The sequence below is a fragment of the Estrella lausannensis genome (genome assembly GCF_900000175.1).
GTDB lineage: Bacteria > Chlamydiota > Chlamydiia > Chlamydiales > Criblamydiaceae > Estrella > Estrella lausannensis.
Genome location: NZ_CWGJ01000010.1, coordinates 1 through 15,545 on the forward strand (window position 1 = coordinate 1; position 15,545 = coordinate 15,545).

Annotated in this window: 16 protein-coding genes; 6 read left to right on the plus strand and 10 right to left on the minus strand. The window is 49.9% G+C overall.

Features of this window, described 5'->3' with window-relative positions; genetic code table 11:
* A partial coding sequence (locus ELAC_RS11720; protein WP_158227791.1) for a hypothetical protein occupies positions 1 to 194 on the plus strand: 194 nt, incomplete at its 5' end.
* Positions 195 to 690: 496 nt separating this feature from the next.
* Here ELAC_RS11720 and ELAC_RS02805 read toward each other — a convergent pair.
* Positions 691 to 1,701, minus strand: coding sequence for a GNAT family N-acetyltransferase (locus ELAC_RS02805; protein WP_098037766.1), 1,011 nt, complete (start codon positions 1,699 to 1,701; stop codon positions 691 to 693).
* Positions 1,702 to 1,835: 134 nt separating this feature from the next.
* On the opposite strand from ELAC_RS02805, the gene ELAC_RS02810 reads away from it, so the two are divergent.
* Genes ELAC_RS02810 through ELAC_RS02820 form a run of 3 tightly spaced genes read left to right on the plus strand, consistent with a single transcriptional unit; the run spans position 1,836 to position 4,658 of the window.
* A complete protein-coding gene (locus ELAC_RS02810) occupies positions 1,836 to 2,900 on the plus strand; it encodes a type III polyketide synthase (protein ID WP_098037767.1) in 1,065 nt (354 codons plus the stop codon).
* Positions 2,901 to 2,904: 4 nt separating this feature from the next.
* Positions 2,905 to 3,594, plus strand: a complete 690-nt coding sequence (locus tag ELAC_RS02815) for a methyltransferase domain-containing protein (RefSeq protein WP_098037768.1) — start codon at positions 2,905 to 2,907, stop codon at positions 3,592 to 3,594.
* Positions 3,591 to 4,658, plus strand: coding sequence for an NAD(P)/FAD-dependent oxidoreductase (locus tag ELAC_RS02820; protein WP_098037769.1), 1,068 nt, complete (start codon positions 3,591 to 3,593; stop codon positions 4,656 to 4,658). The genes ELAC_RS02815 and ELAC_RS02820 overlap by 4 nt, the downstream gene beginning before the upstream one ends.
* Positions 4,659 to 4,663: 5 nt before the next feature.
* On the opposite strand, the gene ELAC_RS02825 is transcribed toward ELAC_RS02820, so the two are convergent.
* The 6 genes from ELAC_RS02825 to ELAC_RS02855 form a co-directional block, all read right to left on the minus strand.
* Positions 4,664 to 5,335 (minus strand): chloramphenicol phosphotransferase CPT family protein, encoded by a 672-nt coding sequence (locus ELAC_RS02825; protein ID WP_158227792.1) that lies wholly within the window; start codon positions 5,333 to 5,335, stop codon positions 4,664 to 4,666.
* A 17-nt stretch (positions 5,336 to 5,352) separates the two neighbouring features.
* Positions 5,353 to 7,398, minus strand: coding sequence for a RecQ family ATP-dependent DNA helicase (locus tag ELAC_RS02830; protein ID WP_098037771.1), 2,046 nt, complete (start codon positions 7,396 to 7,398; stop codon positions 5,353 to 5,355).
* A 3-nt stretch (positions 7,399 to 7,401) separates the two neighbouring features.
* On the minus strand, positions 7,402 to 7,989 hold the full coding sequence (locus ELAC_RS02835; RefSeq protein WP_098037772.1) for a class I SAM-dependent methyltransferase: 588 nt from the start codon (positions 7,987 to 7,989) through the stop codon (positions 7,402 to 7,404).
* A 7-nt stretch (positions 7,990 to 7,996) separates the two neighbouring features.
* Positions 7,997 to 8,617, minus strand: a complete 621-nt coding sequence (locus tag ELAC_RS02840; protein ID WP_204250522.1) for a methylated-DNA--[protein]-cysteine S-methyltransferase — start codon at positions 8,615 to 8,617, stop codon at positions 7,997 to 7,999.
* 317 nt (positions 8,618 to 8,934) lie between these two features.
* Positions 8,935 to 10,281, minus strand: a complete 1,347-nt coding sequence (locus ELAC_RS02850) for a flotillin family protein (RefSeq protein ID WP_098037775.1) — start codon at positions 10,279 to 10,281, stop codon at positions 8,935 to 8,937.
* Between the two features lie 8 nt (positions 10,282 to 10,289).
* Positions 10,290 to 10,853 (minus strand): hypothetical protein, encoded by a 564-nt coding sequence (locus ELAC_RS02855; RefSeq protein ID WP_098037776.1) that lies wholly within the window; start codon positions 10,851 to 10,853, stop codon positions 10,290 to 10,292.
* A 186-nt stretch (positions 10,854 to 11,039) separates the two neighbouring features.
* On the opposite strand from ELAC_RS02855, the gene ELAC_RS02860 reads away from it, so the two are divergent.
* Positions 11,040 to 11,573, plus strand: coding sequence for a PadR family transcriptional regulator (locus tag ELAC_RS02860; protein ID WP_098037777.1), 534 nt, complete (start codon positions 11,040 to 11,042; stop codon positions 11,571 to 11,573).
* Positions 11,567 to 12,064: a DUF6622 family protein gene (locus ELAC_RS02865; RefSeq protein WP_098037778.1), complete on the plus strand. Its 498-nt coding sequence runs from the start codon at positions 11,567 to 11,569 to the stop codon at positions 12,062 to 12,064. The genes ELAC_RS02860 and ELAC_RS02865 overlap by 7 nt, the downstream gene beginning before the upstream one ends.
* A 24-nt stretch (positions 12,065 to 12,088) precedes the next feature.
* Here ELAC_RS02865 and ELAC_RS02870 read toward each other — a convergent pair whose 3' ends face one another.
* From ELAC_RS02870 to ELAC_RS02880, 3 genes are all read right to left on the minus strand, one after another.
* On the minus strand, positions 12,089 to 12,868 hold the full coding sequence (locus tag ELAC_RS02870) for a leucine-rich repeat domain-containing protein (RefSeq protein ID WP_098037779.1): 780 nt from the start codon (positions 12,866 to 12,868) through the stop codon (positions 12,089 to 12,091).
* A gap of 115 nt (positions 12,869 to 12,983) precedes the next feature.
* Positions 12,984 to 13,757: a penicillin-binding transpeptidase domain-containing protein gene (locus ELAC_RS02875; RefSeq protein WP_098037780.1), complete on the minus strand. Its 774-nt coding sequence runs from the start codon at positions 13,755 to 13,757 to the stop codon at positions 12,984 to 12,986.
* Between the two features lie 113 nt (positions 13,758 to 13,870).
* Complete coding sequence (locus tag ELAC_RS02880; RefSeq protein ID WP_098037781.1) at positions 13,871 to 15,538, minus strand: cation:proton antiporter; 1,668 nt, start codon at positions 15,536 to 15,538, stop codon at positions 13,871 to 13,873.
* Positions 15,539 to 15,545: the final 7 nt, after the last annotated feature.

Below are 15,545 nucleotides of genomic sequence, written 5' to 3' on the forward strand. Positions count from 1 at the left end.
AAGCAGCTCTTAACGCCCTGGCAAAACAGATCGCACAAGATTTAGGCATTCCATTGACTTCGCAAGGTGGAGGGCATCCCTATGGCAAAGATCTTATGGCTCTTGGAGGGCCAGCCCCTTATGAATACTCCGATGGTAGTGGAGGACTTCAAAAGAGTGGCGTTTATATCATTAAGAGTGCTCGGATCGATTAGCAATCCCCTACACCTAGGTGAGGGCAGAGATTTCGATGCATTTCAGGCCTAAGGATCGCCGATCAAGAGGTCGAGGGTGACGGCAGCACCCTCCTTATACCGAAAGTGTCTCAAAATTTGTTTTTTGGCAAAGAGAAAGCTCTCGCGATTGAATGATCGTAAGCCACCTAATATTAGAAGTCACCTAATATTAAAGAAATGGGGCGGCTTACGATCATTCAATCCTGAGACTTTCTCAAAGCCAAAATCCCAAGTTTTGAGATACTTTCGGTATAGCTCATCATCCGGCTTTTTGATGGCTGAGGTGGTGAAAAGAGCGAAGGGGTGGTGTTTGTCGAAAGCTAGCCAAAAACTTAAAACCTTAATGCCGCACAGATAATCATCTAAAAAAACGGTAGGTATTTGCAAGTCCGGTTCCGTAAAACCACTCCGTGACGTGCGGTTTTGCAGCTATTGATGTATCACTTCTCGGGGGATTTCCAGCAGGGGCAAACCGTTAATGGCCAAGCCGGATCTCTTTTTTGATCCTGTCGATGAGCGGCTTTTTGGCTTCTCGGTATTTTTCTCCCTCTTCCGGATAGCGGAGAGCTGCCTGTTTTTTAATGGAGGCATAAAGAGCCCTTTCAGCAGGGTGGTCTCGCAAATAATTGCGGAAATCAATGAGTTCATCCCACTCTGGGCAGCCCTCCGGCAGCAGATGGAGATGATAGAGGTTGTACGGGCCCCGCAAGTCTTTCAGATAGGCTTTAAAAAAGCGCCTCTCGCCACTGCTGCCTGATAAGTTGAAGGCGTAGCCGAGGTCTTCGATCGCCTTCTCGGCATTTTTCAGATCATCGATAGGACAGCAAACGGCCAGGTCGATGATGCCTTTGCCTCCCAGATCAGGAACTGCCGTACTGCCCACATGTTCAACCAGCGTCTTGTGTGGTAAAACTGCCAGGAGACGATCTTTTTCTTGGGTGAAGAGATTGGGGAAGTGCCGAGAGTAGTCTTTGTAGGCATATTTTTTTGTCAGCAGATAGATGTCGGTGTAAACCCCCAAGAAAAGAGAGCTTTTGACTCTCTTCATCCCTAACCTCTTTGCCAGCTTTATGCTGCGGAGGTTTTCCGGCTCGATGAGGGCGATCAGGCAATTTAGGTCGAGTGTCTTAAATGCCCAATCGGAAATGCACCTCGTAGCCTCAAAGGCAAGACCTTTGCCCCAGTATTTTGGCAAAAGGCGGTACCCGAGCTCTTTGTGGATCTCGCCGTCGATCTCCCATTGCTTGATGCCGGCAAAGCCGATCACTGCCTTGGATGACTTTTCCTCCAGTGCGAAAAGTCCGAAACCATGCTCTTGATAATCCTGGCGCAGCTTTGCAAAAAGCACATCCACATCGGCATCATTTGCCGGCCCTTTCAAAGAAAAGCGCATCACCTCGGGATCTTGTACAAGGGATTTAAAGGCTGCTCGGTCATCCTCCCGGAACCAGCGGATGGTCAGACGGGCCGTCTCAGCAATCAACATATACCGAAAGTATTTTGAAATTTTGTTTTGGCACGCAGAGAACTCTCCATAAACAGACTCTAAATGACATCTTTATTTAATTGTCTCTATTCGCCATTTTAATTCACATTCTTTAATTAAGAGAGTGACTCCATATGACCGTCTCAATCCTTTCATTGGCAACCAAGGTGCCTGAGGCATCGCTGAACCGGGAGACATTTGTCCAGCGTCTCCAAAACCATCTTTCTCTCTCTCCCGAGGAGGCGCATTTTCTTAAGAAGGTCGTCAGAGGAACTTCTATAGAAAAGCGGCATTCTGTCGTTGCGGACATGTTCAATCCCGATTCCTTTCCCTCAGTCGGTCAAGAAACATCTGCCCGTTCCTTGCTTTATCAGAGCGTAGCGCCTGCCCTTGCAGAAGATGTTTCTAGGGCAGCGGTGGAATCTTGGGGTGGAAATGTTGAGGCGATCACCCATGTGATCTCTGTCTCTTGCACAGGTTGCATCGCTCCCGGTATAGAATTTCTGCTCGTAGACCGCCTCGGCCTTTCGAGGAGCGTGGAGCGTCTGGGAATCAATTTCATGGGCTGTTTTGGAGCGTTCAAGGGTCTCGCGGTCGCAAAAGCGCTAGCGCTAGAAAATCCTAAAAACCGCGTCTTGCTGGTATGCACCGAGCTTTGTTCCCTCCATTTTCAGCATGCGAGTACGAAAGAGACATTGGTTGCCAATTCCCTCTTTGGTGATGGCGCTGCGGCAGTGGTCGTTGGAGCTTTGGCGACATCGAATGAAAAGCCCCTTTTGTCTCTCAAGGGGCAAGCCTCGCTGGCGCTTCCGGGTTCGCTGGACCTGATGACATGGAGCGTTGGCGACACCGGTTTTAAAATGGAGCTCAGCCCGAAGGTCCCCGAGGCGATCGGAGAATATATCGTGCCCTTTTCTAAAAAATTGGCAGCACCCCATACCGATTTTCACGAGTGCACATTCGCCGTGCATCCGGGCGGCAGGGCGATTGTGGAAACTGTGGCTAAAGCCTGCTCGTTGAACGAGAGCCAGCTGGAAGCTTCCTGGAGTGTTCTCAGGCAGTATGGTAACATGTCGAGTCCGACCTTTCTTTTTGTGTTGGATGAAGTGTTGAAGAAAAAGAGCGACTCGCCCTGGGTTCTTGGTCTCGGCTTCGGCCCCGGACTCTCCATCGAGGGTTTGCTACTGAAGAGGGAGTAGGGTCATGTGGCAGCGAGAACGCTCGAACGAACAGGAAATTTTAGATCTGGGGCCTCTTTATTACACACAAGAGGAGTACGCGCTTTGTTTAAAGCATTTGAGCCGGATCAACCAATTGCTTGGCGGCTACCGGGCAGTCAGAAAGGCGCTTAAAGGATCGAACCCCCGCTCCATTCTTGAGGTAGGTATGGGGGGCGGAGGACTGTCTAGAAGGTTAAGCCGCTGGTTTCCGAATGCCAGCGTTTTGGGGGTGGATATCAATCCTGAAGCAGTTGCCTACGCTCGTGCCATGATGCCCCAAGGCCAAAGTAACTTGTCCTTCGAGTTGCAAAAGACAAAGTCCCTGCCTTACAGGGAAGGAGCGTTCGATGTGGTCACAACGATGCTGGTTACCCATCATATGGATGACGAGGAGTTGATCGACTTTTTGAAAGAGAGCTACAGAATCGCTTCTTCGCTTGTGGTCATCAATGATTTGCAAAGGCACCTCTTGGCGTATGTGGCCTTTTCGGTAGTGGCACCGCTTCTCTTTCCCAGCCGGCTGATATGGCACGATGGCAGACTATCCATAAGACGCTCTTTCAAAAGAGGGGATTGGATCCGTCTTCTTAAAAAGGCTGGATTTCAAGAGGGGCAATACAAGCTCAGCTGGAACTTCCCATTCCGCTGGACATTAACGCTGGTGAAGCAATGAAAGCAGATTGTTTGATTATCGGTGGAGGCGTTGCGGGCCTGTCCGCTCTGAATCGGTTGATCGACAGGGGAGTCCGGGCTGTCTTGCTTGAAGAACGCTCCTTTCCGGCGCATAAGATGTGCGGCGAATTCATCTCTCCGGAGGCTTTGCCGCTCTTGAAACAATGGGACATTGAACCGGCGGCCGCGATCTCTTCGGTGTGTCTTGTGTCTCCGCGTTCTGATTTATATATCCCGCTTAAAGAGTGTGCAGGCGGCCTTTCGCGTTACCTGCTCGATGATGCCCTGGCCAGGAGGGCCATTGAAAGGGGAGCGGAGGTTGTTTGCGGCGTTAAAGTCCTTGGCGTAGAGGGGCCTCAAGGGGCCGAGGAGCCCTATCGAGTTCAACTCGATTCGGGAGTTGTCTTTGAGGCCAAGACACTAATTGTCAGCACGGGGCGTTTGCCTGGATCTTACACCACTTCTTCGCAGCCCGCCTTTTGTTATGTGGGTGCCAAGGCTCACTTTGAAGGGATCGACTGCGGGGAGCAGCTTACGATGTACCTGATGAAAGGGGCCTATTTTGGCATGGCCTCTGTGGCTCCCGGTACCGTGAATGTAGCAGGGCTCATTTCCTGCTTAAGCCAAGAGGCGCTGAATCCCCGCGAGACATTCCACCAGTTTTTTGAGAGCAGCCGCGCCTTGCCGCTGCAAAGAGCTCTAAAATCGGGAAAGCTGTTGTTTAAAGAGTGGATGGTCGGGCCGGTTCCGGAGTTTGGGATTCGTCCGCAGTCTCCCTGGCCGTCTGCTTATTTTGTTGGCGATGCCAAAGGAGTAATACCACCCGCTGCCGGTGGCGGGCTGTCGATGGCGCTCTCGTCCGGCGTTCTGGCTGCCGATTGCGCCCTGGAAGGGGATGCCAAATCCTACGACCAGCGCTGGAATGAGCGGTACAGACGAAGAATTTTTAAAGGGAAGCTTTTGCACCGCCTCTTCTTAAATCCGCTTCTTCTCCCGATGGCTGCACCTTTGGTCCGGATGATACCGGGAGCTGGAGAGAGACTGTATAGGATGACTCGCAGCTAGCCCAATCATTGAGTGTGAACGCTCGGGTATACTTTTTGGCCGATACTCTTTACGATTTGATTAACCGACACCTTGCTCGTGTCAAACTCTAGATCATAGCTGACGCCTCTATGCACAGATAAAAATTGCGCTCTGGCAGACCCGATCATCCGGTCGCCTCGTGCGCGCTCTCTCTCTTCAAGCACAGGCAGGGGAGTATGAATCCCAATGTAGATCACCTGGTAACCTCGTAGTGCCTCTCGCCAGGCATCCACACCCTCTTTGCCGAAGGCGATGTCGTCAATGATGATGAAGTAGCCGCTCTCAGCCATCAGCTGAACGATCTGTTTGAGCGTCTCGCTCACTTTTTTGGCAAAAGGGCCTATCTGAAGAAGCTGCATAGGCTTACCATCGATGTCTGTGGCAGCCTTCCAGCTAAATCCATGAGACGCCTCGCCCCCTGTCCAGTCGTTCACTTTTTCCGGCATCATGTTGATGAGCTGGTCAATCCCTACATGAAGATAGGGGTCCTTTAATGTGTGCTGCAGTTGTTTAATCAGCGTGCTTTTGCCTGAGCTCGAAGGGCCATTGATGTAGATAATCTGATAAAGAGCCTTTTCTGTTTTGGGTAGAATATCTCCTCCAACAACCGGGTGAGAAAAAAGGCAAAGAAAATCGAGGAAATACTGGATAACCATAGCTCTTCCTTTCAAATTTATATAAATCCTGTTTGTCCAAGGCGCCATTTGACGGCTGCCACAGTGACAGGGATGATTGGATTTTTTAGGCTTTTTCTTAAAGCGCGCGCCGCTTCTTTGATTGTCGATCCCGAGCCGACATAGTCATCGAGGAGAAGAATCGCCCCGTGCGGCACAAGGTCTGTGCTGAGAGCTCTCATTTTTTCATGCACGTTGGCTGCGCGTTGGTCGTTATTGAGAAGATCTCCCTGTCTTTTCTCCGGCAAACTCTCAAAATGAAGAACCTCTTCCAGTAGGGGGATTTGCAGCTGTTCAGAAAGAGCTTTGGCAAAGGGGAGCCTTCCCATCCATGTCCTGGAAGGAATCGCGATGATGGATGTGACGGGAAGAGCCAGGCTCTTGATTTTCGCTTTCATGAGGTTGAGAATCTCTTCGTCGACATCTTCCCTTATAGCCCGCTCCCGCATGAAACGGATAAATTCCGGGGGGCGCATCTTGCCGTCGAAGAGGCTGAACCCTTGAGAAGTTTTGTGTACCCGCATTTCTGCAATGGGCAGCGTCCTTTGCCTAAGCCAGCGGTTTGCAGCCTCTTTGTCGGCAGTGATGTCGAATTTAACCTTAAGACAAACGTCGCAGCGGCCGCATGCGCTCGCCTCTAAGTCTCCGAGCGCTTCCCTTAAGACTTCCATCCGGCATTGATTGCCCTCGGCGTAGCCCAAGATCTTATTCAACTCCTCCGTTTTGACCCGGTGCTGCGTTTGATAGCGGCTTAAGTCGAGACTGCCACAGGAGTCCACTTTGCGGTAGACCTGGGTGCCTTTAACACTTGTCTTGCTCAAAAAAATCTGTTCGATCAATTCGGCAATAACGAGCGTTACCCGTGTGGGATGCAGGCCTGTTGCCCTTTTGATCCCGGTCAGATTGAGAGGTGTCTCCGCTTTGGATACAGCCTCCAACACCCGCTCAAAATCCTCTTCGGAAGGGAGGGCCGAATCGATAAAATAGTCCTGCACGGCGCGATCGGCCTTATCGTAGAGAAGGATCCCTTCCGCTCTTTCACCATCCCTGCCGGCGCGGCCGACCTCCTGATAGTAGGCTGTGATTGATCCGGGAATGTCGAAATGGATGATGAAGCGCAAGTCCTTTTTGTCGATGCCCATCCCGAGGGCTGTCGTAGCGGCGATCGCGCGGTACTCGCTTAGGGCAAACGCTTTTTGCAAAGATCGTTTTTCCTCGGATGCCAGGCCGGCATGATAGGCGGCGATGGACACGCCTTGTTCTTTAAGAAACTCGGCGATCATCTCAGCGTTTTCCCGCGTCGCGGCATAGATGAGGCCGCTTCCCTGCTGTTTTTCAAGCAGGGCTTTGCAGAGGCTGAGTTTTGCTGCCATTCCTTGGACTGATACAACCGACAAATGGATGTTGGGCCTGTCCATCTTTTCTCGGAATATGGCAAGAGGTGCTGTGGTGGTGGAGAGCTGCCGCATGATGTCTTGCTCGACTCTTTCGTTGGCGGTCGCTGTCAGCGCCAGCACTTTCAATTGGGGATTGACTTCAGCGAGCGCCAGGCAAAAATCGAGGATGCGGCGGTAGCTCGGACGAAAATCATGCCCCCAGGTTGAGATGCAATGGGCTTCATCGATGACAAGTAACTGAATAGGTAAAGAGAGGAGATACTGAAAGCGGTCGATATGATCCAGCTGCTCAGGGGCGGCAAAGAGAATCTGAATCAAGCCTTTAGAGGCCATTTCCCTGGCTTTGGCGTTCTCTTCCTCTGTCTGGTCGCTGTTAATGGAAGCAGCTTCGATATTAAATCGTTCTGTCAGTTGATCAACTTGATCGCGCATCAGCGCTAAGAGGGGGGATACAACAAGCGTTAGGCCACCCACTAAGCAGGATGGAAGCTGGTATAACAGCGATTTTCCATAGCCTGTGGGCTGGATGCACAGCAGGCGCCCTCTTTCAAAGAGGGTCTCTATCGCTTCTGCCTGTCCCGGGCGAAACGAATCCATTTTAAACTGGGAACGGAGTGTGCTAAGGAGTTTTTCGCGCGTAATTTCCATAGGTTAATTTCTCTTAAATACTTTCAAAAGGAAGTGACGGTTCATTTTTTTGTTAAAGATGCGGTGAGTTTCCAGCTCATTGAAATGGGGAGAGAAAAGAGGCGCCAATTCCGCTTCTGTATAAAGGGCAAAGTAGCGGTCTCTGCCTGCCTTGGTGGGATCTTCAAATCCATCACCTGTTCCTTCGATGAAGCTGACGACGAAAAGTCCCTTGTCCTCAAGCAGGCCATGAATCTTGTGGATTACAGCCGGAAGCTCCTCTTTGGGAACGTGGATCAGCGAGGAGATAGCGAGGGCAGAATCAAATTTTTCGTCCGATTGAAAATTTTGAATCGAGGAGGTGTGAACATCTAACCCTTTGGAGCGCGCTTTGAGAGCGAGTTTCTCCGCCGGTTCGCAAAGGACCAAGGAGCAGTTGCAATTCTCTTTTAGCCAAAGGGCTAAGGCTCCGCCGCCGGATCCGATCTCCAACACCCTTCTTCCAAGGAAGTGCCTCTTCAAGATCTCAGGCAACAGCGGATCGAAAGGAATCTTATCGAATGCTTCTTCGTTGTTGTTGTAAAACTCGGCGTTGATCTTGTCGATGGACATAACTGACCTAAGCGCCCCTGCCTTCCAGGTGGAGCAGCCACTCTTTTTTTGGCAGGCCGCCGCTGTATCCCCCGAGAGCACCGCCCGTGTTAATCACGCGGTGACAGGGGATGATGATCGCAAGTTGATTGGCGCCATTGGCGCCGGCGACGGCGCGGAAGGCGGTCGGTTTGCCAAGAGCCTTTGCAATTTCCGCATAGGAGCGCGTCTCCCCATAGGGGATTTTCATCAGTTCTCCCCACACCCGCTTTTGAAAAAGTGTGCCTGTCGGGTTGACGGGGGTAGTAAACTCGCGTAACTTGCCTTTGAAGTAGAGGGGCAGCTCTCTCTCAATTAGGCGCAAGGGGTCTGAGAGGCCGGGCGCTAAGTGGGCATTGTAATTTATCAGTAGCCGTTCGACCTCCCAGCCGAGACCCCGGCAGTCGAGAAATTCGAGAAGATATAGCGCTTTTTCGTCGGCGATTGCCAAAATTGAACCGAGCGGACTCTCAATCCAGGTGTAGTTGAGAGCTTTAGCCTTGCTTTTCTGCTCGTGCTTTTTTTCCCAAAGCTTCAGCATCTCCTCAAATTCTTCTCTCGAAGGAGCGCTGTTTTTCAGGTCTTGTGCTGCTAGTCTTTTACTTTTCATAGATTTTTTAAGTTTAGCTATAACAAATTTTGAGACACGTTCGGTGTATCGTATAGGAAAGTTCGGTCGGTTGCAATCACCTCTGAGATAAACCATGCTCGACTAGAAATGAGATTTGAATCGAATTGAAAGATCGCAAGCGAAATGCAGAGGCTGGGCGGAAATTCACTTCGTGAAGAGTCTCGTTAGTCGGAAGCCCTGAAAAAAGGGGCTTAAGATCCCCCCGGCTGATTCGCTTCATGTAGAACAGAGCCGGGGAGTTGCCTTCGTTTATGTTGATAAGAGGATTCGCCCCCATTGGCGGGAGGATCTTCTTTTTATTTCAAGTCGTCTACTGCTTTGTCATGGCTGCCCTCGGTAACCTTCCCGAGATATTGCGGGAGCTTCAAACCTGCCATGGAGGCGACGTCGTGAAGTGCCGGGAGCGATTTGACAAATTGGCTGATGAAGTTCGAGGTCGAACTGCCGCCGTTTTTATCACCGCTGTCCCACACGGTAATCTTATCGATTTTAATGTTTTTAATCGCTTCGGCCTGAAGTTTTACGATCTCTTCCAGCTTTTCGATCAGGAGCATGGTCGAGGCGCTCTCGGCATTGTCGCCGCAAGCTTCGATCAGCTGCTTATAGCCCTTTGCCTTGGCATCGAGCAGCATTTGGATACCTTCGGCTTCCGCCTGGCGTATAGCCATTATGGCTTCCGCTTCGCCTTTTGCGATTAAGACCTTGCACTGAGCTTCCGCTTCTGCCTCGATCTGGATCTTTTTCTTTTTGATCTCTTCAGGAACGACCTCTTCTGTCTCAAGGAGCTTTGCCTGAGCGAGCGCGCGCGCTATTTGAATTTCGACTTCGGCATGCTGTTTGGCAACTTGGCTTCTTCTTGTCGCTTCCGCTTCTTGCTCTGCCAAGGTGGCGTTCGTCAAGGCAATCTCAGCTTTTGATTCATTCTCTCCGCGTACAGCTTCCGCGTTGAAGGAAGCAACCGATACGCGCCTGTCTTTCTCCGCCAAGGCCTTTCCGATATCCCCCTGCTTCTCCTGCTCGGCGACATCGACTTTTGCCTGGTTGACGGCAGTGGCAGAGGCCTTCTTACCGATGCTTTCGATGTACTCCGATTCGTCCGTGATGTCTGTAATGTTGACGTTGAGCAGAGTCAGGCCTATTTTGTGGAGTTCCGGTTCGATGTTTTTCTTGATCGCCTCTAAGAAGCGTTCCCTGTCTTGGTTGATCTCTTCAATCCGCAGGGAGGCGACGGTCAAGCGGAGTTGTCCAACGATAATTTCGGTGGCCATCGATTCGATCCCTTTGTGGTCTAAGTCGAGGAGACGTACGGCGGCGTTGTTCATGATTTCCGGTGTGACGCCCACAGCAACGGTAAAGGTGCTGGGAACGTTGACACGGATATTTTGATGCGAAAGCGCTCCCCTTAGAGGGATATGGATGTTTCTTGGCGTTAAGTCTAAAAAGGCCGAGCCTTGAATCAGCGGCCACACAAAGGTTCCGCCGCCATGGTAGCACTGCACCGTTTTACTTCCGCCCATGCGGCCATAGACCACCAGGATCTTGTTTGACGGACAACGCTCGTAGAGCTTGGCCAAAAAATATAACATGGACGCAATGAATAGAACGAAGAGTGTCAGGGTGGTGCCGAAGTAGGTTATTTCCATGCGTTACCTCAAGTTTTTGCGACGACCACTGTTTTGTCGTCATTAATTTTAGTGATTTTAACGGGTGTGAAGGAGGGGATGTCCTCTCCTGTCTCAGACAGGGCATCGATCTCATAGGTCATCTGGTTGAGAATCACCGTGACCTTGCCGCTATTGCCGTCTTTGATGCGTTGGTAAAGAAGTCCCTTTTTTCCAAGGGTGTCTTCAATGCGAAACTGCGACCCGGGACTGTGAAGTTTACTCGCCCCTTTAAAAAGAGAGCCGGTGATGATCAGCAGCAGGGCGCCGCCCGAGAGAGCGATACCTAGGGCGCTCGGCAGCGAAAATTCAAATTCATGGGTTGCGGTCAACCCCATCCAGCCAAACATCATTAAAAACCCTGTGACGGCCTGCTTGGAAAGCCACTTGAATTGAAGGGTGTCGAACTCTCCGTTGCTGTCATCGGAGTGGCCGCCGCCAAAGGCGTTAAAAAGGAGCTGGATGAAGAACAGTCCGGTGCCGATGAAGGCCGCGACTAGAAAGAGGGTGTCGCCACTCGTGAGTAAGTTCAACTGTTGAATTCTATCGGACATAGTGCTTTTTTTGTTTTTAAACAATTGTATGTTAATTTCTTGTAAAGATCAATGTTAATTAGGTTTTTTACATAAAAGCAGTGTTGAGTCGATGATTTTAAAATAAAGTTAGCTGGTTAATTCTAGGGTTGAGCTTTAATCGTGGTTTAGTTAAGATACCTAATCATTAGGTATCTTGGGAATTCTGTGGCGAAGGAAAAAAAGACCAAATATGTACTGCTTGGCTTTTTGCTGACCGAGTCGCTGTCCGGCTATCAGCTGGGGAGACTCATCCGCGAGGCGACAAGCCACTTTTGGCAAGAGTCCGATGCGTCCATCTACCCTACGCTAAAAATTTTGGCGGAGGAGGGGCTCGTCAGTGTGGAAGAAGCTTTCGTCGGCAGGCGAAGGAAAGAAATTTTCACGATCACCGCTCAGGGGAGAGAGGCCTTTTTGGGGTGGTTTAAAAGAGAGCCTGAACCTGATATTCACCGGGAAGAGTTTTTGCTAAAACTCTTCTTTACCGATGACAAAACAGAAGCAGAAATGCAGAAGCACCGGGAAGAAAAACTGGCTAAAATGCGAGCTGCGCTCAAGCTCTTTGAGGAGACTGAGAAGATGTTGATCAAAGAGCTGCCGCATAAGCCCTATTGGCTGGAGACACTCCGAATAGGTCTTGCACACGTAGAGCTCGACATCGCACTTCTAACACAGCAAATTGAGAGGAGACGACAGTGCTGACGATCCTTGTGAAGACCCCCTTATTTGTGTGGCCGCTGCTGGCATTTTTAATATGGGGTGGGGTCAAATCGAGTAAGCCGCATAACCTGCCGGTAAAGACACTTTTAGCGCTTCCCCTAGGATTTTTCGTCTGGTCCCTCTCTACATTTTTAGGTCGATTTGGAGTGGAGGGCTCTTTCCTGCTGCTGTGGCTAACGGCCTTGGGATCGGGGTTTTCAATCGGCTACGCCTACATGCAGAAACTAAACGTGGAGTTTATCCACGAAAAGAAAACGGTGATGATGCCCGGGAGCTGGATGCCGCTGATTCTTTCCCTCTCGATTTTTTCCGCTAAATTCGCAGTCGGTATCGTGAGTAGTGTGATTCCTCAACCTGAAGGTTCCAATCTCCTTCTGTCCCTCGAGCTTTTCTCCGCCTTGATTTTGGGCATCTTTTTAGGCAGGGCAATCGGGTGTCTGATGCGCTTTAGAAGCCGCGCACCATCGGCTTAAAGAGTGCGCTGGTTCTCTCTTAATTTATTTTTCGTCCCCGGGTTCGGGGGGATTGATCACAAGCTTCATCTGCTGAGCCAGGGCAAGCAGTTCAGGTGACACCAAAAAAGTTTCAATGTGGATCGCTCTCAATTTGAGGCAACTGGTAAGAAACTTAAAATTCCCAATTTGGCGGCAGCCGGAGAGATCTAATTCAATGAGATCTTTGCAAAGAGAGAGGGGTGAAAAGTCTTTAATCGCTGAACATCCCAAAAGCTTGATCGAAATCAACTTCTCGCTATAACGCAGCGACCTCAAATTAGTGACATTGTTGCAGCCGCTGATATCCAAGTGAGTGATGTTGGGGCAATATTTCAAAAAGTGCAGGCTGTTAAGCTTGCAGCAGGCAATCGAGGTGATGGTTGTCAAATGAGGGTGCGAGCGTCTTAGAGTGATCTTCTTTGCATTACTATGCCAGGAAATGTCTAGGGAAACGAGTGTTTTAAACGAATCGAGAAAGGTGAAATTGACAACTTTCTCATGTCCCCGAAAATTAAGGTGGCGAATTTTCGAATAAACACTGCCGAAGTAGTTTGTTAAATCCTCGAATTTTCTGATGCGGAGATCATAAAGACCGATCTCTTCATTATTGATTTTTTCGATCAGCAGTCTATTCACAAAACGGCGAAGCGTCGGTGAAAGCTGCCGCATTGCGACCAAACTCTTAAGGTCGAGGAATCGGCAGCAGGAGGCGGCCACATCCTCGCAGGCAATTCTCATGTGCTTTGCCGAGGGAGAAGGGAGGTAGGTGGAAAAAGGTGTCATAACAAATCGGGATTGGTTTTCCGATATTATAATGAAATCAGTTTCAGATTTAAAGTGGTAATAACGTGGGATTTATTGTAAAAGAGGCCCTGCCAGGGCCTCTTTTACTTTAGGATTATTCATCCGTTGTCTCTTGTAGCAACTGCTTTGCTCTCGGAATTCTTTGTGTGAGCTCGATCTTACTGTCGCGGATGTAGTAAGCGAAGGGAAAAACGTCTTGGCCTTTCTCCACCCAACCTACGAACCAGCCGATTTCATAGGCGTTACCACTCTCGTCCTTTCGAGAGCCTGTCCAGCCTGTCTTGCCGTAGAGTCTGCTGCCATCTTGCGTGATGCCCTGAAATAAGATTGCCTTTGTCTTATTGAAAGCCTCCTGAGAGACGGGCAGTTTTCCCAAGACCATTTTCTGGATGAAGAGAGCCTGCTCTTTTGGGGAAATTTTAAGAGAGGAGTTGATCCAGCAGGGAGCCGGAAGCCCGCCGGAGGTATCCCGGTTGCCGTAATCGAATAGGTCGAGGTAGTGCCGGAATCTTTCTTCACCAAGGGTTTCAGCGATAATTCTTGAGTACCAAAGGCAGGAAAATTTCATCCAGGATGCGGGAGTCTGCGGAGCTTTCCATGCTTCCAGGAAATCATCGTAACCCTCTTTGTAGTGCCAGACAGGGTTGTTTTCATCGGTTAGAATGCCGGAGTCATAACCCATCAGCGCCAGTGTGATCTTGAAGGTGGAACAGGGAGTGATCCTGTCATTGACATGAGGGCCCCTCTCCTCAATCACCTGGTCAGTTAAGGCGTTGAGTACAATGAAATTTTCCTCGAGGGTGAAAAGGGGGGTGTTAATGAGTGTGCATAAAAACAAGGCGAGTAGTTTCGACAGCGTGCGATTCATGAAAAAACTCCTTTGGAGGACTTGTGAATGGGGATGGATTGTAATGGAAAGAAAAGATCGCAGGCAAGGAAATAGATGACGATATTACCGTAATTTGAAATGGAGCCTGCTTATTATTTCTTGGCTGGGTGAAAAAGCTGGCGCACAAGGATCAGGAAGGAGTTCATCGCCACGCTTTCGGTGCAGATGCTTTTAGCCCTGAGTTCTTTGATCTTATCTTCATCGATAATAGACTGCGAACGGCAGATAATTTCGATGTCTGGATTTACGCTCCGGGCTGTATGGATGATTTTGACTGTTTTGGCAGTATCGGGCACGGTAATCAGCAGGTGGCTGGCTTGTTCGATGTGGATATCTTTTAAGATATTGGACTCGGCGGCGTCTCCGAAAAAGATGGTGTCTTGTGCTTCCATGCGCATGACTGTGTCGATGTTCTGCTCGATAATCAGGGGGAAAATTCCCATTTCCTTTAAGAATACGGATACTTCTTTGCCAATCTGCCCAAAGCCGACGATGATGACCGTGGGCGTGGGAAACTGATAACCCTCTTGCCCCTTCACAACATTGCGTCTTCCGCGCCGGAAAAGTGGGAGGGGAGCCATTTTCTTTTCGATCCATCCGATGGATTGAAAGAGAAGCGGGTTTAAAGAGATTGATACCAGCGCGCAGGCAACTAAGATGTCGAAGCCATCGTCCGGCAGGAGCTTCAAATTCATCGCCTCTTCCGCCAGGATAAAAGAAAATTCTCCGATCTGTGCCAGAGCAACCGAGAGGGTGAGGGCGACATTCAGCGAATGGCCGAGCAAGACGGTGATGATGAAGGCTACGAGAGGTTTCACAATCAGGATCACCGCAAGCACACCTAGGAACAAAGGATAGTTTGCGATGATGGGGTTGGGGTTGAAAAGCATTCCGACCGACAGGAAAAATATCACCGCGAAAATATCTTTCAAGGGTAGCGCGTTTGCTGCCGCCTGATGACGGACACTGGTTTTACCAATCACCATTCCTGCGATGAACGCTCCGAGAGCGATGGATGTACCAAATAGCGCTGTTGAACCTGTCGCGATGACAAATACGAGGGCAAGAATCGTCAGTGTGAAGAGCTCTTGGGATTTTAACCTTGCTATATTCGTTAAAATATACGCTACGATCTTATGCCCCCACTTAAACATGAAAAGACCGAGGATTAGAAACTTGCCTGTCAAGATGAGGAGCGAGCCGGAAAAGCTCATGAGGGAAATGTTTTCTCCCGATGAGAAGGCAGCGAAGGTGGGGAGTAAAATTAAAAAGATGACGGTAAAGATATCTTCCACAACCAGCCAACCTACGGCAATATGTCCTTTGCTGGTATTAAGTATCTCGTTGTCCGTTAGGATTCTGACCAAGACGACAGTACTTGCCACCCCAATCGACAAGCCGATGATTAAGGCGGCTTCTGGTGACCAGCCCATTCCCCGAACGATTAAGAAACCTGTGACAGCCGCAAAAAACGTCTGTGCGACAGCTCCCGGTATCGCGATATTCTTGACCCCTATCAGATCTTCGATTCTGAAATGGAGGCCGACGCCGAACAGCATGAGGATCACGCAGATCTCTGCCAGCTGTTCAGAGATCTCCACATCAGCCACAAATCCGGGAGAATAGGGGCCGATGATGTAGCCGGCGAGCATGTAGCCTAAGATTGCGGGAAAGCGAAAGCGCTGGGCTATAAAGGCGAGTAAGCTTGCCAGAGCAAATCCAATTGTCAGGATCAGAACGATTTGAAGATTTGAGTGCATATCGGCC